The following is a 17,873-nucleotide window of genomic DNA, read 5'->3' on the forward strand; positions in this document are numbered from 1 at the left end:
CCGGTTGCTGATAAAAAGGAGTTACCATACGAAGAGGCCTTTCTTTGCGTCAATTAAATTCTTTGCTGTCATTGACTTGTAGTCTCTTTCGTCTTAAAATGTCTTCCATGAAAAAATGGTTTCTTCTTTTATTAACTGTTTCCTCTCTCTATGCTTTTGACCGCGCAGCCGATTTCCATTCCTTAGAAAAAGAGACAATAGAGGTTCTTTTGAAGGTTGAAGGAGAAATCCCTAGCTGGATCGAAGGAACTTATGTCCGAAACGGCCCTTCGAAGTTTTTTGCAAGAGATCAAGCTCTCTCCCATTGGTTTGATGGCCTTTCTATGCTCCATGCCTTTCATCTTGAAGGTGGGCAATGCATCTATTCTAACCGCTTTTTAGAAACCAATGCCTATCAATACATGAAGGAAGGGCTTCTTCCGCCTACTGGATTTAGTAAAACGCCTTCTCTATCTATAGATCCCTTGGAAGGTGAGTTCTATCCCAAGCGCCCCAATGCTGTCGTCAACGTCGCAAAGTTCGATCAGGCAGCTGTCGCCCTCACAGAAATCCCAACACCTGTGACATTTGATCTCGAATCACTAAAAACTATAGGGGTCTTTAACTATGAAGACAAGCTGCCAAAAGATCGGTGCTATTCAACTGCCCATCTGCATGAACGAGAGGGCAAAATCTATGGCTACCTCGTAGAAATTGGGCCGACAAGCCGCTATATTTTCTACTCTCAGGAAAAAAATAGCCGCCATGAGCTTTGCTCCATCCCTATTGCAGATCCCAGTTACGTCCATAGTTTTTCACTCACTGACAACTATCTTCTCTTTATTGACTATCCCCTTCGCTTAAATTTCGAGCGCCTACTAAGTGGTGAGGGGTTCATCCAAAGCTTTGAGTGGAATGAAGAGGGAGAAAGTCGCTTTTATGTGATCAATCGGCACACTGGCGCATGCCTCAAAACCATTAAAGGGCCCCCTTTCTTCTCATTTCACCATATTAATGCTTTCGAAGAGGGCGAAAAAATCATTGTCGATCTCATTGGGTACTCAGACGCCCAGGTGATCTTTGGGAAAGGAGACACCGATCTTGGCTATAGGCGCCTTGTGATCGATCATGCTGTTTCTTGCTCTCATGTTATAGAAATTGAAGCCGAACTCCCCCGTATCCATTATGAATTGTACAACGGAAAGCCTTACCAATTCTTTTACGCGACCTGTTTCCGTAAAAACATCCATCCCTCAGAGGCCCCTCCTATATATAAGGTAGATGTCTTGAAAGGAACCTTTCAAACTTGGGCCCAAAGGGGCTACTTTGCTTCAGAGCCCGTCTTCATCCCCCATCCAGAAGGCAAACGCGAAGACGAGGGGGTCCTTCTCTCGATCCTCACCCGCCATGATCATACCGATTCGTTTCTTCTTGTCTTAGATGCTGTCACTCTCAAAGAAATCGCTCGTGCCCACGCTCCCCATGGAATTCCTCAAGGCCTTCATGGCAAGTTTTTCAATCAATGATAATCTCGAGAGCCTTTAGAAGTGAAACAGCTCCAGGTAAGCTAAACCTGGCCTTCTTTAGTTTACTCGACCTTGGGTCGATCGCATAATTTTCCGCTTCTCGAAAATCAGCCCCTGTCAAATCTGCATGATGAAAAAGGGTATCTTCAAATTGCACATTTTTGAAGTCAGCTCCAACAAGCGCTGTTTCTACAAAGTGACATCCTTTAAGTGTCGATTCTCGAAAGATGCAATTTTTGAGTTTGAGTCCTGAAAAGTTGCAGGTTAACAAAATCGACTTTTGAAACGTTGGAGATAAAAAAGCGGAATCGCATTTGTAAAATTCTGCTCCGACAATTTTACACTCTTCAAACGTCACTTCTTGCATTCGACACTTTTCAAAATTGACACATTGCAACTCACAATTTTTGAAAACAGAAAAGCCAAACTGACTATTGCAGAAACGACTTTCGATAAAACGGCAATTTTCAAAAAGGCAGTGCTGAAACATCTGTTTGGAAAAATCGACTTTTTCGTAAATTTTTCCTGAAAATGTTTCCTCTTCAAACACCGTTTCATTCTTCACCTAAAACTCCTACTTTGGTAGCATGAAGTATTTACCTAACAATATTAAGGATTTTATAATGACAACGAAACCAAAAATTGCAAAAGGCATTTCGCTTGCCTGTGTAACGGTCTCAGACCTGAAAAAAGCTAAGCATCTTTTCGTTGATTTGCTTGGGTTAGATGTGAAAGAACATTCAGAAGAATTTAAATGGCTTGAGCTTGGTAGTGAAGATCAAGAAGCACGCCTTGGTATTGGTGAATATCATGAAGAGCATAGTTCTGAATACATGCAAGCTGGAACAAATGCAGTTGTTTCTATTGAAGTTGCCAATGTTGAAGAAGCTAAAAAATATTTAGAAGAAAACGGCGTTGAGTTTTTAAATGGCGTTTTAGAAGTTCCGGGTGAAATCAAGCTTGCAATTTTTAAAGATAGTGATGGTAATCGGTATTTTCTTTCCGAAAAACTAAAGTAGTGTTTTTTTCGAGCGCATGTATACTCAAGTAATGAAGATCATGTGTGATTTATGAAGACAATCATTAAAAGGGGCCTCATCGCAATAGCCCCTCTAACTATTTCCATTGCGATCATTTACTGGCTCTTCTCCTTTCTCGAAGGAGCAGTTGGCCCCCTTGTTCGGGAAATCATTGGTCCAAAATACTATTATCCAGGGATGGGGATCGTCTTAGCCATTATCCTCATCTTTATCATTGGAGCTATCCTCAATACCTGGATCATCCAAAAAGTCACCCATTTTTTCGAACGTCTTGTTGAAAAGATCCCCCTCTTTAAGTCGCTCTACAACATGATCAAAAATGTGATGGATCTTTTAAACACATCTCCTGAGGAGAAAAAGCAACAGGTTGTTAGCGTGACTTTTGGCGATTGCGAACTTATTGGCTTTGTGACACGTAGTAACTTTTCTGACATACCCGAACTAGGCAATGAAAAAATCGCTGTCTACTTGCCTATGAGCTATCAAATCGGGGGATACACCATAATGATTGAAAAGTCTCGAGTGAAGCCTCTAGATATAACAATGGATGTCGCCCTTCAAAACACCCTAACTGCCTGGGCAAAATCTAGCGTTTAATTCCATAAATTCATTTCATGATTTACTCGCTTTTTCAAGATCAGCTTCATGCTTACGCTCAACAACAGCTGCATGCGCGTTCCCCAATAGTAGCTCTTCTTGACAGCTACTCCTCTTCTCGGTACAAGAAAGCTTAAGGAAAGCCTATTCGGGGTGAAGCGGTGCGTCAACTTTTCTTACTCTTTTTTTGTTTTTTCTCTCCTCTTGTCGCTCAACAAGATCTGCTTCCTAACGGTAAAGAAACTTCTAAGGAACAGGAGCTTCCACCAAATCCTCAACTCCTTAAGCCTGCATGGTGGGATTTCTTTGCAGTCGATCCTGAAAAGCTTCCTGCTCAAATTGAAAAAATGAAGACCTTTTTACACAGAATGCAAGAAGATCTCACTCCAACGCAGCAAAGTGAAGCAGCTCCTCTCATTCAACAAATTCAAGTCGGCCTCCAAACATACTCTGACATTTCTAAGCAAAAATGGTCTCAACCACCCCCTGAAGTGACAGTCAAGGAAAAGTATACTTTTCAAGAATTTCTTCAGCTTGGGTATCATTTAAGAGATGTTCACGAGGTTTGTGATCGGCAAGAATTGAAAATCGTGATGGAAAAGGCAAACCTTCGTTCAGATCAATCCTATTTAGACAGCCTGACAGTAAGCTACCTAAGCCTTTCAAAGGCTGATCCATCAAGATTGATCAAAGGGTTAACAATCATCGGAACAAAAATTTCTCTTGAGACCGATAAAAAAAGACTCGATGGTCTTAAAATTCAAGCAGATCGCGAAAAACTTCTCTTACATGAGATTCAGAAAGAAGTTGCCTTTGCGCGTGGGCATATCGACACATCTCAAATCGCCCTCCCACTTTTTGAGCAAGAGGTGACACGTGCTAAAATTCAGTTGCGACAAGCTCAAGTCTCTCTATTAGAAAAGCAAACACAACTTGCAACCCAAGAATCTACAGAAGCAAATAGTGAGATCCTCAATCAAACCCTCATGCGTTCAAGGGCTGAAGTGAATTTGATTAGGGCTCAGCTGACTTACATTTTGGCTCAAATCTTGCTCCACCCAGAGAAGAAAACAGTCAAAGATCTTTATTCTCAACTGAATGAACTGAGCGAAAAGCAAACTCAAATCATCCGAGAATTGGAACACTGGGAAAAAGCAGCAAACCATTTACTTGAGTTATCGATTGAAATCGACGATAACGGCAAGGCTCATGCTTCACTTCAGACGTTGCAAGTTCTTCACGATGAGATATTTTTTAACGAGTTTTTACTCACTCAAGCAGATCAATTCATTCAGATTCGTTACATCTCTTTAGGAGATCGCATTCATAGCTATTGGGAGAAAATAAAATCAGATTTTAGGCGCTATAGCCGTTGGTCTCATGTGAGTCTATTCAAAATCGGGCAGGCCCCAATCACTTTTTATGGAATCCTTAAGCTGATTTGTACCATTGTCATCGCTTACTTTTTGGCAAAGTTCATCCAAATATGGATCAACTTTGTTGGGAAACGACAAAAGAAAATCAATCAAGCTGGATTTTATACACTTGGCCGTCTTCTTTATTACTGTATCATGATTTTAGGGATCATCATCGCCATTTCAAGCATTGGAATTGACTTCACGACTTTTGCTGTCATTGTGGGTGCCTTGTCCGTTGGAATTGGGTTTGGATTGCAATCGATTGTCAACAACTTTATTTCGGGTATTATTCTTCTGCTCGAAAAGAAACTCCGCGTTCGAGACTATGTTCAGCTGGAGTCGGGAGAAATTGGTGTTGTGATGGAAATCAATGTGCGCACAACGCTGATTAAAACCTTTGATAATGTGGAGGTTCTTGTCCCCAATGCCGATCTCGTTTCGAAAAAATTTATCAATTGGACCTTATCAGATAAAATCAGACGGCTGCGCATTCCTTTTAGCGTCGCATTTGGGAGTGATAAGGACAAAGTCAAAGAAGCTGCAATCGATGCAGCGATGAAAGTTCCTACAACTATTAAAGACCGCCAGCCTCAGGTTTGGCATGTCGGGATTGGGGAAAGCAGCTTAGATTTCGAACTTGTTGTTTGGGTGAACGAACATCAACAAGGACTTCCTCCTATTGCCACAAAAGCGATGTATACTTGGGAAATTGAGTCTGCACTACGAAGGTACAATATCTCAATTCCTTTCCCTGTCCGCGATGTCCGTATTACAGAGACCCCTCCTCCTAAATCTCCTGAATAGGCGCTCCGTGTGCCAAAGATTTGGTCGCTTGCAGGAGCTCAATCCCTTTTTGAGCAAAAACATCATCTAAATTCCACAAACATTCGGCTGTCAAAGATTTTGAACTATTCTCAAAAGCCTCAACTTTGATCCAAACTACAAGTTCAAACTCTTGCACGGTTTCTGTTACCCTGGTTAACCAAACCTCAGCTGCACGAGAGGTTGCACCCAATTTCTTTGCAACTTCCAAAGCAAGAGATTGAATGATCTCTTTCTTTTCCTTCCGACTTACGGTAAACGGAACACGAAATCGATGATAGCCTTCGGGATCAAGTGTCCAGTTCGTCATCTTTTTAGACACAATTTCAGAGTTTGGAATCACAATTTTTCGGTTATCTAGAGTTTGCACAAGGGTGCTACGCATGTTAATTTCTTTGACCGTGGCAAGTTCTCCATTTTCGAATTGAATAAGATCTCCAACTCGCACCTTTTTTTCTGAAAAGAGAATGATTCCCGCTGCAAAATTGTTAAAAATTGATTGCAACCCAAAACCAATCCCAACACTTAGTGCACCTGCAACAACGGCAATTCCTGTAAGATCAATGCCAATTGTCATTAATGCGATGTAAACTCCTACAAGGAGCACAAGGTAATAACTGAGTCGTCCAAAACCATAAAGGGTCGCTACGTTCACATGATGCTTTAAAATTTTCATTCGCATCACTAAACTCTTGATAATTTTTGCAATAATCCACACGACAAAAAGAACAATGAAAAACGTTACAAGATTCATCACTGTCACGGGTGTCTCATGAATCGTAAACAAGGGAGCTTGCAGCATAAATGACTCCTATCATTTGCAATTCTTTCGTCATTGACTTATAGAAAAGATTAAGGAGTTTGAAGATGAGCGTCAATCACAATCACAAAAAGGGAAAATGTGAAGTTTGTCAAAAAGAGTTTCCATACCGCAAACTTTTCCCGATTCGCTTAATGCGACCAACTGTTTTGGACACTGCTCTCCAGAACCTGCCCGAAATGAATCTTAACGGTTACGTTTGCCAAGAAGATCTTCGGATTTTGCGCACCAAGCACATCGCTTCAATCTTAGAAAAAGATAAAGGAGCCATCTCGCAATTTGAAGAAGAAGTTCTTGAAAGTTTCAAAAATCAAGACCTCATTGTTGAAAACGTCAACAAGAAGTTTGAAAAACGGTTATCAATCGGTGAACGCCTCGCAGACCTGATCGCAAAATTCGGAGGAAGTTGGAAATTTATCCTCATCTTTCTAGCTGTAATTGTAGCTTGGATGATCATCAATACCTTTTTCTTTACCAAAGAAGGGTTTGACCCCTATCCTTTCATTTTGCTCAACTTAGTCTTATCTTGCTTGGCAGCCATTCAAGCTCCTGTCATCATGATGAGTCAAAATCGGCAAGCCGAGAAAGAGCGCATGCGAGCCAATGAAGACTATGTGACCAATTTAAAAGCAGAACTCGAAATTCAGCAGCTCCATTCCAAATTAGACCTCTTCATGAAGCGACATTGGGAAACGATGCTTGATCTGCAACAAATTCAAATCGAACTTGCTGAAGACCTTCTTAAACACAAGCATCCCAAAAAAGAATAGTTTAAAATCGTTGCTCGTATCGGTATGGCTAAAAAAACGCTCGGATTTTTTCTCGGTTTAGCAATTGGCAGCTCGAGTGTATTTGTCTACGATCAAATGCAACACCGCGGCCACCCTTCAGGTTTTCCCGTCTTAGAAAGGATGGGATACACCATGTCTTACGATACACGCGCAAAAATCCCTTTTTGGACTCACGAACGCCTAACAAAAGATTCATTGGAAGTGCATACCGAACGCTCTGGAATGGATTTTAAAGAAGATGAAGAGATTTATCCTCTACATCGAAGTCAATTATGCGACTATTACCAGTCGGGCTTCGATAGGGGCCACCATGCGCCCGCAGCCAACCACCGTTTGTCAGAAGAAGAACTTCGAGAAACTTTTCTTTTAACCAACATCAGTCCTCAAGATGCCCAATTTAATAGAGGACTCTGGGCTAAGCTGGAGAAAATCATCCGTATTCTAGCCAAAGAGGCAGATTGGGTGGAAGTCACAACTGGCCCCCTCTTTCTCGCTCATGACGAAGCTGATGGAAGACGGCTGGTAACTTATCAAGTGATTGGAAAAAATGATGTAGCTGTTCCGACTCATTTTTTCAAAGTGATTAACACTCCCGATAGGAGTTGGGCCTATGTCATTCCAAATGGACCTGCCAAGGGAAGTTTAAGTGATTACATCACCCCCATTTCTGAAATTGAAAAACTTGCTGGAATTCGCTTGACAAACCTTTAGCAAGATCCATAAAATAACTACTATTTCCCAAAATTTTTTAGTTGAGATTATGACCTTTATTCGTGCTCACAAGGTCTGCAAGACCTATTATGATAAAAAGCGGGTCTTCAAAGATGCGCTGAAATCTGTTACGCTCGACATTCACGAAGGAGAAGTTTTAGGACTCCTTGGAGTGAACGGCGCAGGAAAAACAACGCTTGTTTCTATCTTATCCACCTTGCACCCTCCAACAAGTGGCGATGTCGAGTGGAACGGCGTCTCTGTTTACACAAATCTTTTAGAGTACCGAAAAAACATTGGGCTCTGTCCTCAACACCCTAATCTCGAAGCCAATCTCTCGCTTGGCGAGATGCTCCTCTTCTCTGGAAGATGTTACGGCCTCTCGAAAAATGAGGCTGAAGAGCGAAAACAAAAATTGCTCGAACAATTCAAGTTAGAAGAGTATGCCAAAGCGTCGGTCGATCAAGTTTCTGGTGGCTACCGGCAACGGTTTTTGATCGCACGCGCGCTCATGCATCGCCCTAAATTGGTCATCTTAGATGAGCCAACGGTCGGTCTCGACTCTCACATCAGACGCGAGCTTTGGGAAGTGATCCGCCTTTTGAAAAAAGAAGGTATCGCTGTGCTTTTGACAACGCACTACTTAGATGAAGCAGAGAAGCTCTCAGATAGAATCTGCCTCATTCACGAAGGAGCCATTCGCACCGTTGACACCCCTGACAACCTGAAAAAGCTCCACCAAAAAACCAATTTGGAAGAAGTTTTCTTAAAATTTGTCGACGATCCAGATGCAGAAATTTTTAATTCAGGAGAGGATTCATGATCCAAGCTTCGTATCATGTTTTCAAACAGCTGTTAAAAAAAGATATGCTCGCCTTCAAGCGTGAGTATCCGACTAAGCTATTTGACACATTTTGTCTTTTCTTCACGATCGTGATCGTATTTTGTTACTTTATGCCTCAAGAAGGGGTGCATGAAGGATACGCTTCTTTCTTTTTGATTGGAGCAATTGCTAGCTTTGGCTTTGTCGAAATTGTTGGAAAAGTCGGCGCACTTATGGCCGATCTTCAAGGAGACTGCGCAATTTCACATACCCTTGTCATGCCGATCCGTTCCGAGATGGTCTTTATCTATATTGGACTACAGTGGGCAATCACTTCAGCCCTTTTATCAATTTTCCTCTTTCCTTTAGGAAAGTTGCTTCTCTTCAAAGGGTTTAACTTGTCGCTCATTTCCTATCCTCGGCTGATTTTCATGTTTGTAACAATCAACCTCTTTTTTGGTTACTTCGCCTTATGGCTTACAAGTGTCATCAAAGATGTCAGTGGTCTCACTAGTCTTTGGCTACGTTACATCAATCCGATATGGATGTTTGGAGCTTATTTCTACTCTTGGGAAGCTGCCTACACTCTGAGTCCTGCTATCGGTGCGGTTAGTTTGATTAACCCAATGGTCTACGTGATGGAAGGGATGCGCGCTGCGGCTCTTGGACAAGCAGGCTACCTCCCCTATTGGCTCTGCCAAGTCATGCTTTGGGGCTTTATCGTTGCTTGCACGTGGCATGCCATTCGGAGAATGAAAAAACGACTCGATTGCGTCTGAACCTACGATGAAGTTAAAGGCTGCATTGAATATGTTTACGCAAAGTTTAGCACTTGAGCTTAGTCCTCGTAATCTGAACTCTGGGTATATTTTGCTTAGTCTCCGAGAATGAGTGAAATAAACTCAGAGTTCAGGTTGGTTAAGCTTTCTAGAAGACCAAGCTACACTGCCGCAATCTTCCTCAAGTCAGAAGGGGCTTCTTAAATCACTGGCTAAGCCTTAGTCGCTAATGGGGGTAAAGGCTGAGTTTCTGTTTTATATTTCCTTAGCTGCAATTTTCTGAAGCTGCTTTTCCCAATCAACTTTTTGATCGTAATAGCGAACTTTGCTTGGTAGTTTTTTCCCCATTTTTCCAACTCCATCAAAAACGTAAACATTGATGTCTACTTTCATGTCTAAAAGCTTTTTCAACGCAAGCCTTACGATCTTCTCTCCTTCTCCATGGGCAAACAAAATAAAGCGATAATGACACACTTTCTCATCATTTTGCTGGAACTTTCGGTAGACCTCTTGAATGTCTTTAGACAGCAACTCAGCTGCATTTTTGGTCCTTTCCCCCTTCGGTAATCGATCAACCTCTTCAAACCCTTTGCTCGTAACGGAAGATCCCAAAAAAGCCTTTGAGATCTCCTGAACCCAGCACTCAGTATATTCGTGCCCATGTCCACGTTCTCCACAAAAAAAAATCGTTAAATTCTGAGCACATCGAATAGCTGGCAACTGAGTTTGTGGGAAACACTCTTTCTTTGCAATTTCTGAAATCTTCTTTTCCCAATCAACATTCTGATCGTAATGGCGAACTTTGTGCGCTAACTTTGTTCGAATTTGCACAGGCCCATCAAAAACATAAACGTTGATGTTTGCTTTGATATCTAAAAGCGATTTTAAGGCAAGTTTGACGATCCGAGCCCCTTGTCCATGCGCAAACAAAACAAAGCGATGTTGACATCTTTTTTCGCTGACTTTCTGAAAGATGTCATAATGACTTCGAATAGTCGAAGCCAAAAAAATAGCTGCTTTTTTCTTCCTTTTCTCCTCAGGCAATAAATCGAACGGACCTAACTCTTGTCGCATGATACGGGCTCCAAAAAAAGCCTTACTAAGTCCTTGCAGCCATCCCCCTTCATACGAAAAGCTCTGGCTAAACTCACCACAAAAATAGATTGTTAAATTCTGGGCACCATGAATTGCTGCCATTTGAGACCTCCTTTTTTTAAATCTCGATGAGAATACAAGAAGGCCTTCGTTTTTTACAATAAGGAGAAAGAGGAAACGCAAATTACGCTCCCTCTATCTCTGGGCTCTACCCTTCTAGCTTGAATTTAGGTTCTTAGCCTTGGTACTGTGGTAATGCGTTTACAGCTGATTCAAATGCCGCGTAATGCTGTTGCCCAAGCTGAGCTGGATCTTGCATCCCAACTGCCTGAAGGTCATCAGATTGCTGAGCATTTGATGCGTCTATATATTGTTGAATCTCCTGTTGCATCGTCAGGTACTGCGCTAGATACTGCGCTTGATCCCCAGATGCTCCACTTGAGTCCATAGAAGCCTGTTGAGAATAGGCTGGATTTGACTGACTGCCAGAAATAGGATCCGTCATAATACACCTCACGTTCATGACTTCATCCCTCACCCTCAAACTTAATTATATATTAATTTAAATAATTTGTTAACAATCTAATATTTATTTTTAATTAATTGGTCTTCAGTAATTTATATGAATATTATTTTAATTAAAAATTAGAAAAGAGCGTTGTGAACGACTGTGTTGAAAAAATCAATTTTCGTAGACTCCCCCCCCCTCATCATCAATCGTATTAAGTTATCAGAAGCATTTGATTCAGCATTTTGCATTTAATATGACCTTCGATTTTTTGAGTTTCTATTTTCTTTGAGAAAAACCTTTCCCCATACAGTCGCTTTAATCTTGAGAAGCTTGTCTCTGCTAATGCCCTTCTTGAGTATCTTGTCAGTTTTCCCCAGATTTCTCGCGCTAGCTGATCTCCTCCCAGTCCTTTTATTTCGCGTAAGGCGTTGTTCCTTCTTGTCATAAAAGGAGATAATAGGCTGTTTTTTCTAGGCGGAATAAGGTCTTTCGCTCCTATTTGATTGATGGCCTCCCTGCATCTTTTTGTGTCGTATCCTCCATCTGCTATGACGGTCTCAACGGGTTTAGGGAGCTTCTCTATGATTTTCGGGCCTATTTTGCAGTCAGCTTCATGCCCTTTTGTGATTTCAAAGTGGATAATTTCTTGAGTGTTTTCATCAATAGCGATGTGCAATTTAACCCATTTTCTCCTCTTTGAGGCTCCATGCATTTTCACTTTCCATTCTCCCTCCCCATAGACTTTGATCCCTGTAGTATCTAACAGCACCACTTTAGGTCTTCTAGAAGAGAGCTTGGGCAAAAGAGCTTCCATGTGGGAAGCTCTTTTGCAGATCAGAGAGTAGGTCGGAAGAAAAATATCAGGTTCTATATGTGGAAGGATCGATTTGGCAAAACCCTCGAGAGTTCTATAGGTAAGGCGATATTGTATCTTTAAGACAAGAAGGAGATAGATGAGTGGAAGGGAAAACAAACGAGGTCGACCTCGTTTGTTTTCCTCTGGCTTTTCAGTTAACGCATTTGGATCGATGAAAAAAGTTATACTTCCTCTTTTTACTAAGTCTCGATTATACTTGTGCCAATTGCGTTTACGCATCTGAAGCTCCTTTATGTTTAGTGACTTAAACCATAAGGAGCTTCTCTTTTTTAAGAAATTTTTATCAAGACTTCTCTTCTGATTTTTTCAACACAGTCGTTGTGAACGCAAAAATCAGCACTATCCCTCTTACTACAAACAATTTAAAAAGAAATAATACCCTTATCATAAAGAAACCATCTTTATTTCAGTTATCCCATCAGCTTGGCACGCTTAAAGATAGTATCTTGAGCTCTTTGAGCCGCTTCAATCACGACAGGATCGAAAAAAAAGTCCATCATTGCCCGTTGCGCTTGAACATATCCTTCTTCTCCAGGAAACCCATACCTTTCCATGACTTCCATTTGAACAGGTAAAAGGACATCAAGCAAACGTTGACGACGCTCAAGCATCGATCCTTCTTGTATGTTTGACATCACTTCATCGATTTTTTGCAGAAACTCTTCTGACGTCATGGCATCGGCGATCTCGCTTGTCATTTTCTGCGCTTCTTCAAGTGAAATGGATTTCACTTCCTTGAGTCCGAAAGTTGTTTTGAAAAGATAGAGCCATTTGTCTTCATTTAGTTTTTTGAGTTCTGGATTTGTCTGCGCTTCTTTCACAAGTTTTTCATTGAATTCAGCAAGTCCCTTTTGATTGCCTGCATAACCGTACTTGCGAATGATCATGATTTGGATCGGTAAAATCACACCGAGAAACTTTTGCCATTTTTCAATGAGGGGTTCTGCTGATGCTCGAATCTTTGAGAGCTGCTCTTCTTTTTGCTTCAATAGTGCAAAAATTTCTGTTTGTGCTTGAACTAATTCGCTCATGGATACTCCTCTAGTTCTTGGTCAGAAAGCCATTTTTTTTCATTTTCTAGGACTCGAAATTGGATGTCTACCTTTTCGAGATTAATTGGGAAGGGATCGTTTTCAGCGACTGCCACATATTCAAATCCCTGAAATGCGATCCCTCTAGCAAGGCATGCTGATTCAACTGCTGTTAAGTTATGTCGTTTATCATCGATAAAAATAAGCTGCTTGGGCATTTCACCTATGACATCAAAGGCATGCATCAAAATAGCGCCTTTGTCAAAATCTGCTGCAAAAATGACTCCGCTTTTTAAAATTGCCACTCCATATTTGCCCCGATATTGGTCAAACTCCGACTCAATGTCACACTGACTTAAAGCATCAAAGCAGATCCCAAGGCTATTAAGTTCTGCTATACGCCAGTCTTCTAGTTTCTCAATACCCCCCACCTTTCCTGTTCCACAATGGGTTAAGGCAAATGCTCGCATCAAACGATTTTGGATTAGCTCCAAAACTTGAAGGACTTCTATATCGACAAGTTTGGCCTTTCTTGTAGAAAATAAGATCCCCCATAGATGCATGAGCTCTTCATGTTCCATTTTTTCATGGAGTCGATCTGCGTGCATGACGAAGGTATCCTGGTGAGCAGGATGAAAAATAGCATCTTCAGGAATGAGCAAGACATCGTCAACATCAAAGATGACCCAAGTATTAGCAGGAGCATGTTCGATTGCTTCACGAATCGGTTCCCAATGTGTCGTTTTCTCTATTTCTCCCCATATCCAAGAAAATGGAAGAAGAAATAAAAACAAAAGACTTTTAGGTTTCATCAGCTGGGTAAGCCACCTTCCAATCTTCAGGTTTTTCATTTTTTTCACCTTGATACGCATTTTTTCCATCGGGCTTAGAGTATATCATACTTTCACCTTTGAAATCATGCTGTTTCACAATGTGATGAATTCCTTCTGCAATCAGCTCGCCCCCCTTAGCATTTGGTTCAATTCCCGAGGTATAAAGCTTTTTATTAGGATCAAATGTATTCGAAAGATCGAGTACAGGAAGATTCTTTTCTTTTGCTCGCTCTAGCATCGGTTGATAGAAAACAGACAAGAGCTGATCAAATACAACCATTCCTATTTTCTTCCCCATCACGATATCTTTGGTCATGGATAGAGGAATGACCTTTTGAATGAAATAAAGAGCAATTGCCCCTGCAAAAAAACAAGCTGCTGCTACAAATGTTGTCACTTTTCCTGCTAAAAGCCAAAGGGGCATACTGAGCGCTGTCAGTGCAGCAACATGAGTTGCGATTGTTAAAACCCCAAGGACTTTCATCACGGTATAAACAAGGTAATGATCCTCATTTGCATCGGTCCGATATTGCAGCATCAGAACCGGCCGTATGTTCTTCCCCTTGATGGCTTGGATTTTATCCAAGATCTCTAAATAGCGCTCTTGAACTTTAGGGATTTCCTTTAGGAGTGCAAACGGATTGCCAAGCCGCACACGAAAATCATTTCCCCCTACACTTAGGACCACATAATGGGTCTCATCGGGACTCGCAGTGATTTTTTCCTCTAAAGTTTGCAACGGATAGACTTGATCTCCTAAGGTTGCTCCCCTTTCAGACATGTAAGCTTCCAAGCCCTTAATTCCAGTTAAAACAGCACCAACAGAGCCGCCCTCTAAAACATCCTCAGTTGTAAACCCATCATAGGCATGGTTGATCACTTGAGTCCCTCCTAAAGCTTTCAACTTTCCTTCGACAGAATCTGCAGGCTTTGAAACCCAAATGAGGTTATCTAGAGTTGAATCCCCAACTAAATGGATGATGGACATCTGCCTTCCTCATATTAAAATTTTTTTCATCAAGGATTTTAACATCTTTAATCTTTTTTTCCTCTATTCTAAAAAAACTAGATGGTGTCGGCAAATTACGGCGCTTTGGCGCAGCCGAAAATCCAATTTTTGAAGTTGTTTGAGTATAGTAGATCAAAGTGGCTGTAAAAAAGTTTTTCAACGACCTAATAGCCAAAGACGCTATATATGAGGAGAAAGGCTTTTTTCAGATGCATTTATCACAAAGCAGAGGTTAAAATAAGTGGCAACTTGGGTTATACTCAAACTACTTCAAAAGTTGGATTTTCGGCTGCGCCAAAGCGCCGTAATTTGCCGATCTTAAGTGACCTCATATTCCTAATATTGGATCACTTAAGATCGACGAATTCCGAAAGTTTTCGCGTTGCCCAAAACCAACTTTTGAAGTAGTTTGAGTATATAAAACGAACCTCATGGATACTTTGACGGAAGTTGATGTTCTAATAGTCATTTGCCAAAGGCTTGAGCTGGCAGGAATCCCCTATATGCTGACCGGATCACTTGCATCTAGCCTTTATCTTGCTCCACGTATGACTCGAGATATTGACATTGTTATCGAGCTTAATCCCTCTAGCGTCCCCTCTTTAACCCAAGTTTTCCAACACGATTGTTATGTTTCAGAAGACGCGATCCTCGAAGCAATAAAGTACGAACGCTCTTTTAATGTAATTTACCAGCCAGCCTCTTATAAAATCGATTTTATGATTCGAAAAAATGCTTCGTATCGAAAAATTGAATTCCAGAGAAGACGTCAAATAGAAATACAAAAAACTCTCATATGGATCGTTTCTACAGAAGATTTGATTATTTCTAAACTTCACTGGGCAAAAGATTCGCTCTCAGAAATGCAACTTAAAGATGTTCAAAACCTGCTCAATTGTCAGAAACTCGATGAGAAATATATGCATGAGTGGATCAAAAAACTCGACTTAGAAAAACTCTACAATATGGCAAAAAAATTATGAAGGATACCTCTCTTGAAATGGAGCAAAAATTCCGCGAGCTTCTAGCTTCTAAAACTCCTCAAGAGCGCCTACTCATGGCATGCTCAATGGGCGACTCAGCTAGATATTTAGTCACCCACTCGATTCGTGCAAAAAATCCCAATATCTCTAAAGCCGATCTCATGAAAGAATTGTTTCTCATCTATTATGGGCAAGAGTTTTCGGCTAATGAGAAAGAAAAAATCCTGAGAAGTCTTGAAGAATATCATACGAGAGATAGCTCTTAGTCATCGGACTTCGATATGGATGTCTCTAACACAAAATTGGAAGATGTCATGTCGTAAACATCATTCCAAATAGTAAGTAACCTCTGTTGGAGGATACTGATAACCTGAACTCTGGGTTTATTTTGCTTAGTCTCAGGAGAGAAAGTTCTCTTAAATGCTCGGTATTTTTGCCGATGGGAAGGGCCAAACGGTCCTTTTCGAGTCAAAAAGGCTGAGAGAAAGAGAAAAATCCCTGAGAATAAGTGAAAGAAACCCAGAGTTCAGGTTGATAGAAATCAGGCTGTTAGAAGCTAGCGACAACGCTAAAGTTTATGCGGCCGCCGGGAGCTGAAGAAAATTGAGTCGATTTTAGTCGGATCCCCCAGTAAACGGCTGCTTGAAAATAGGGAGAGATTGAGTATTCTAGTCCTGGCCCAATGCTGACAATATATTGGGTATTGTCTGCATCTTCAACTTTTTTATGACGATTGACAAATCCATAATCGACAAAGGCTAGGAGGAGAAGTGCATCTTTTGCATTAACGGTGTTGAAATTGACATTTTCGCTGCAAAGTATCTTTCCTTTGAAGAGAGAAATTAAGGGGGCTTTAAATTCTAAGTTTCCAAGAAATCCATTATCTCCATTGATTTCTCGTTCTCGATAGCCACGAACGGTATCAAAACCACCTAGTCCAAACTGCTCACTTGGAAGGAGGTTTTGATTGGCGTATTGCCCTTTGAGGCGAAGGCCAATGCGCATGCAATGAGGAAGCTGAAACTCTTTTTTCCACGAAGTGAGGAAGTAAAAGTAACGGGGAAGGGCACCTGGACTAAGAAGCTGATAGTCTTGTTTGTTTTGGTTCGTGAACCACTTTGCTGGAGAAATGAAAAGCTCAAAATTAAAGAGTCCCCATCCATCGCGTCTGGTGTCTTGGAATTGATAGCCTAAGACAAATTGAGAAAGGGTCGCTGTTTTTGCAATGATCGGTATTTCAGAAAATAAGACGTTATTGTTTGTCCGCTTATAATCGAATCCGAATGAAAAATCGTTCACGGCTTTTCCCCATGGAAACATAGGAAAGTGAAACCGGCCACTGACTTGGACGTTGATCCCGGTATTGTCCATAAAGGTTGAAAAGTCTTTTGTATGCAGCGAGGAATACCCTCCAAACCCGACGAGTGACATACGATAAGGGAGAGGGATTTCATAATAGGCGGCATGTGCGTGCATTCTCTTCAGAGGAAGTGATGTTGTAAACTGGTAAGAAAAGACGTGATCAAGTCCGAGAAAATCACCACAATAAAACCCTTCAAATTGGCGGTAATTTCCAATGGCTTTGTTACCTCGATTATCGACACCTCCATAGACACGTGCTGGTTTTTCTTCAATTGTAACGAGTTCAATATCTGTGGTGTTGGCAGCTTGGCCTGGAGTAAAAATCACGTCGGTGTTCTTAAAGGGATTGCGGTTCAAAAAGGCAAGATCAGTGTTGATTTCATTGACATCGATTTTGTCACCTGGTTTGAGCCCTACGGTATTGCGCGTAAAGCGAGCGCTCGACCAAACGTTTCCTTTTGTCTTGACTTCCCCGACGCGCGTTTCTTTGACGATGATATGAAGAATGCCGTCTGTCACATCTTGCTCGGGGACCATCACGCGAACAAGAGAGCTTCCTTTTTCTTTATAGTAGAGAATAACACGGTATTTGAGATCTTCTAAATCTTCAAGGGTGAGCTCACGCGCTAGAAATCTGCTTTGCAAGTCCTCTTCCAATCCACTTCGTGCCCAACGGGTTCCTGGAAGTTCGAGTCCGACAAATTGAATTCCTGTTTCTTTGCCGTCTTTGACGATTTTTCCTTCATCATCGACAAAAACAATGGAGTGCATTTTCCCAAAACTTTGGGACTCTTCTTCAGTCGCCGTTAAAGTAGAAATCACTACTAGAAAAAAAATAAAGACAAAACGAAATCTCATAATTAATT

Annotated in this window: 19 protein-coding genes; 10 read left to right on the top strand and 9 right to left on the bottom strand. The window is 41.3% G+C overall.

Features of this window, described 5'->3' with window-relative positions:
* The first annotated feature begins 107 nt into the window (after window positions 1–107).
* Entirely contained in the window at window positions 108–1,505 is a 1,398-nt protein-coding gene (locus tag SNE_RS10535; RefSeq protein WP_041419073.1) for a carotenoid oxygenase family protein, read from the top strand.
* Here SNE_RS10535 and SNE_RS10540 read toward each other — a convergent pair.
* The gene (locus tag SNE_RS10540) at window positions 1,495–2,070 is read right to left on the bottom strand and encodes a pentapeptide repeat-containing protein (RefSeq protein WP_013944417.1); all 576 of its coding nucleotides are present in this window, start codon (window positions 2,068–2,070) and stop codon (window positions 1,495–1,497) included. The two genes, SNE_RS10535 and SNE_RS10540, sit on opposite strands and share 11 nt — an antisense overlap.
* 58 nt (window positions 2,071–2,128) lie before the next feature.
* Here SNE_RS10540 and SNE_RS10545 point away from each other — a divergent pair, with 58 nt between their 5' ends.
* From SNE_RS10545 to SNE_RS12465, 3 genes are all read left to right on the top strand, one after another.
* Window positions 2,129–2,524 (top strand): VOC family protein, encoded by a 396-nt coding sequence (locus SNE_RS10545; RefSeq protein WP_013944418.1) that lies wholly within the window; start codon window positions 2,129–2,131, stop codon window positions 2,522–2,524.
* 51 nt (window positions 2,525–2,575) lie between these two features.
* Entirely contained in the window at window positions 2,576–3,142 is a 567-nt protein-coding gene (locus SNE_RS10550; protein WP_013944419.1) for a DUF502 domain-containing protein, read from the top strand.
* 161 nt (window positions 3,143–3,303) lie between these two features.
* Window positions 3,304–5,364 (top strand): mechanosensitive ion channel family protein, encoded by a 2,061-nt coding sequence (locus tag SNE_RS12465; protein ID WP_013944421.1) that lies wholly within the window; start codon window positions 3,304–3,306, stop codon window positions 5,362–5,364.
* On the opposite strand, the gene SNE_RS10560 is transcribed toward SNE_RS12465, so the two are convergent.
* Window positions 5,348–6,184, bottom strand: a complete 837-nt coding sequence (locus SNE_RS10560) for a mechanosensitive ion channel family protein (RefSeq protein WP_013944422.1) — start codon at window positions 6,182–6,184, stop codon at window positions 5,348–5,350. The genes SNE_RS12465 and SNE_RS10560 overlap by 17 nt on opposite strands.
* A gap of 65 nt (window positions 6,185–6,249) precedes the next feature.
* On the opposite strand from SNE_RS10560, the gene SNE_RS10565 reads away from it, so the two are divergent.
* The 4 genes from SNE_RS10565 to SNE_RS10580 are packed head-to-tail and all read left to right on the top strand — an operon-like array spanning window position 6,250 to window position 9,306.
* Window positions 6,250–6,972 (top strand): DUF1003 domain-containing protein, encoded by a 723-nt coding sequence (locus SNE_RS10565; RefSeq protein WP_013944423.1) that lies wholly within the window; start codon window positions 6,250–6,252, stop codon window positions 6,970–6,972.
* A 24-nt stretch (window positions 6,973–6,996) separates the two neighbouring features.
* A complete protein-coding gene (locus tag SNE_RS10570) occupies window positions 6,997–7,704 on the top strand; it encodes a DNA/RNA non-specific endonuclease (protein ID WP_013944424.1) in 708 nt (235 codons plus the stop codon).
* Between the two features lie 49 nt (window positions 7,705–7,753).
* Entirely contained in the window at window positions 7,754–8,527 is a 774-nt protein-coding gene (locus SNE_RS10575) for an ABC transporter ATP-binding protein (protein WP_013944425.1), read from the top strand.
* On the top strand, window positions 8,524–9,306 hold the full coding sequence (locus SNE_RS10580; RefSeq protein WP_013944426.1) for an ABC transporter permease: 783 nt from the start codon (window positions 8,524–8,526) through the stop codon (window positions 9,304–9,306). The genes SNE_RS10575 and SNE_RS10580 overlap by 4 nt, the downstream gene beginning before the upstream one ends.
* A 255-nt stretch (window positions 9,307–9,561) precedes the next feature.
* Here SNE_RS10580 and SNE_RS10585 read toward each other — a convergent pair whose 3' ends face one another.
* The 6 genes from SNE_RS10585 to SNE_RS10610 all read right to left on the bottom strand — a co-directional run bounded on the left by SNE_RS10585 (window position 9,562) and on the right by SNE_RS10610 (window position 14,641).
* Window positions 9,562–10,503 (bottom strand): hypothetical protein, encoded by a 942-nt coding sequence (locus SNE_RS10585; protein WP_013944427.1) that lies wholly within the window; start codon window positions 10,501–10,503, stop codon window positions 9,562–9,564.
* 133 nt (window positions 10,504–10,636) lie between these two features.
* On the bottom strand, window positions 10,637–10,906 hold the full coding sequence (locus SNE_RS10590) for a hypothetical protein (RefSeq protein ID WP_013944428.1): 270 nt from the start codon (window positions 10,904–10,906) through the stop codon (window positions 10,637–10,639).
* A gap of 217 nt (window positions 10,907–11,123) precedes the next feature.
* A complete protein-coding gene (locus tag SNE_RS10595; RefSeq protein WP_013944429.1) occupies window positions 11,124–12,008 on the bottom strand; it encodes an IS5 family transposase in 885 nt (294 codons plus the stop codon).
* 191 nt (window positions 12,009–12,199) lie between these two features.
* On the bottom strand, window positions 12,200–12,820 hold the full coding sequence (locus SNE_RS10600) for a protein C10 (RefSeq protein WP_013944430.1): 621 nt from the start codon (window positions 12,818–12,820) through the stop codon (window positions 12,200–12,202).
* Complete coding sequence (locus SNE_RS12470) at window positions 12,817–13,671, bottom strand: DUF2608 domain-containing protein (RefSeq protein WP_231919506.1); 855 nt, start codon at window positions 13,669–13,671, stop codon at window positions 12,817–12,819. The genes SNE_RS10600 and SNE_RS12470 overlap by 4 nt, the downstream gene beginning before the upstream one ends.
* Window positions 13,622–14,641 carry an SGNH/GDSL hydrolase family protein gene (locus SNE_RS10610; RefSeq protein ID WP_013944432.1) on the bottom strand — a complete coding sequence of 340 codons (1,020 nt, stop codon included), beginning with the start codon at window positions 14,639–14,641 and terminating at the stop codon, window positions 13,622–13,624. The genes SNE_RS12470 and SNE_RS10610 overlap by 50 nt, the downstream gene beginning before the upstream one ends.
* 452 nt (window positions 14,642–15,093) lie before the next feature.
* Here SNE_RS10610 and SNE_RS10615 point away from each other — a divergent pair, with 452 nt between their 5' ends.
* Window positions 15,094–15,645 carry a hypothetical protein gene (locus SNE_RS10615; RefSeq protein WP_013944434.1) on the top strand — a complete coding sequence of 184 codons (552 nt, stop codon included), beginning with the start codon at window positions 15,094–15,096 and terminating at the stop codon, window positions 15,643–15,645.
* Window positions 15,642–15,911, top strand: coding sequence for a hypothetical protein (locus SNE_RS10620; RefSeq protein ID WP_013944435.1), 270 nt, complete (start codon window positions 15,642–15,644; stop codon window positions 15,909–15,911). The genes SNE_RS10615 and SNE_RS10620 overlap by 4 nt, the downstream gene beginning before the upstream one ends.
* A gap of 283 nt (window positions 15,912–16,194) precedes the next feature.
* Here SNE_RS10620 and SNE_RS10625 read toward each other — a convergent pair whose 3' ends face one another.
* Window positions 16,195–17,865, bottom strand: a complete 1,671-nt coding sequence (locus tag SNE_RS10625) for a ShlB/FhaC/HecB family hemolysin secretion/activation protein (RefSeq protein ID WP_158307244.1) — start codon at window positions 17,863–17,865, stop codon at window positions 16,195–16,197.
* Between the last annotated feature and the right edge of the window lie 8 nt (window positions 17,866–17,873).

It is taken from the genome of Simkania negevensis Z, assembly GCF_000237205.1.
Taxonomy (GTDB): Bacteria; Chlamydiota; Chlamydiia; order Chlamydiales; family Simkaniaceae; genus Simkania; species Simkania negevensis.

What these genes read in the sequence shown, in the direction of transcription:
- SNE_RS10595 (WP_013944429.1), bottom strand. Translation starts at nt 12,008, where the DNA reads ATGCGTAAACGCAATTGGCACAAGTATAATCGAGACTTAGTAAAAAGA.
- SNE_RS10535 (WP_041419073.1), top strand. Translation starts at nt 108, where the DNA reads ATGAAAAAATGGTTTCTTCTTTTATTAACTGTTTCCTCTCTCTATGCT.
- SNE_RS10615 (WP_013944434.1), top strand. Translation starts at nt 15,094, where the DNA reads ATGGATACTTTGACGGAAGTTGATGTTCTAATAGTCATTTGCCAAAGG.
- SNE_RS10610 (WP_013944432.1), bottom strand. Translation starts at nt 14,641, where the DNA reads ATGTCCATCATCCATTTAGTTGGGGATTCAACTCTAGATAACCTCATT.
- SNE_RS12470 (WP_231919506.1), bottom strand. Translation starts at nt 13,671, where the DNA reads ATGAAAAACCTGAAGATTGGAAGGTGGCTTACCCAGCTGATGAAACCT.
- SNE_RS10600 (WP_013944430.1), bottom strand. Translation starts at nt 12,820, where the DNA reads ATGAGCGAATTAGTTCAAGCACAAACAGAAATTTTTGCACTATTGAAG.
- SNE_RS10590 (WP_013944428.1), bottom strand. Translation starts at nt 10,906, where the DNA reads ATGACGGATCCTATTTCTGGCAGTCAGTCAAATCCAGCCTATTCTCAA.
- SNE_RS10550 (WP_013944419.1), top strand. Translation starts at nt 2,576, where the DNA reads ATGAAGACAATCATTAAAAGGGGCCTCATCGCAATAGCCCCTCTAACT.
- SNE_RS10565 (WP_013944423.1), top strand. Translation starts at nt 6,250, where the DNA reads ATGAGCGTCAATCACAATCACAAAAAGGGAAAATGTGAAGTTTGTCAA.
- SNE_RS10545 (WP_013944418.1), top strand. Translation starts at nt 2,129, where the DNA reads ATGACAACGAAACCAAAAATTGCAAAAGGCATTTCGCTTGCCTGTGTA.
- SNE_RS10575 (WP_013944425.1), top strand. Translation starts at nt 7,754, where the DNA reads ATGACCTTTATTCGTGCTCACAAGGTCTGCAAGACCTATTATGATAAA.
- SNE_RS10580 (WP_013944426.1), top strand. Translation starts at nt 8,524, where the DNA reads ATGATCCAAGCTTCGTATCATGTTTTCAAACAGCTGTTAAAAAAAGAT.
- SNE_RS10620 (WP_013944435.1), top strand. Translation starts at nt 15,642, where the DNA reads ATGAAGGATACCTCTCTTGAAATGGAGCAAAAATTCCGCGAGCTTCTA.
- SNE_RS10570 (WP_013944424.1), top strand. Translation starts at nt 6,997, where the DNA reads ATGGCTAAAAAAACGCTCGGATTTTTTCTCGGTTTAGCAATTGGCAGC.
- SNE_RS10585 (WP_013944427.1), bottom strand. Translation starts at nt 10,503, where the DNA reads ATGGCAGCAATTCATGGTGCCCAGAATTTAACAATCTATTTTTGTGGT.
- SNE_RS10560 (WP_013944422.1), bottom strand. Translation starts at nt 6,184, where the DNA reads ATGCTGCAAGCTCCCTTGTTTACGATTCATGAGACACCCGTGACAGTG.
- SNE_RS10625 (WP_158307244.1), bottom strand. Translation starts at nt 17,865, where the DNA reads ATGAGATTTCGTTTTGTCTTTATTTTTTTTCTAGTAGTGATTTCTACT.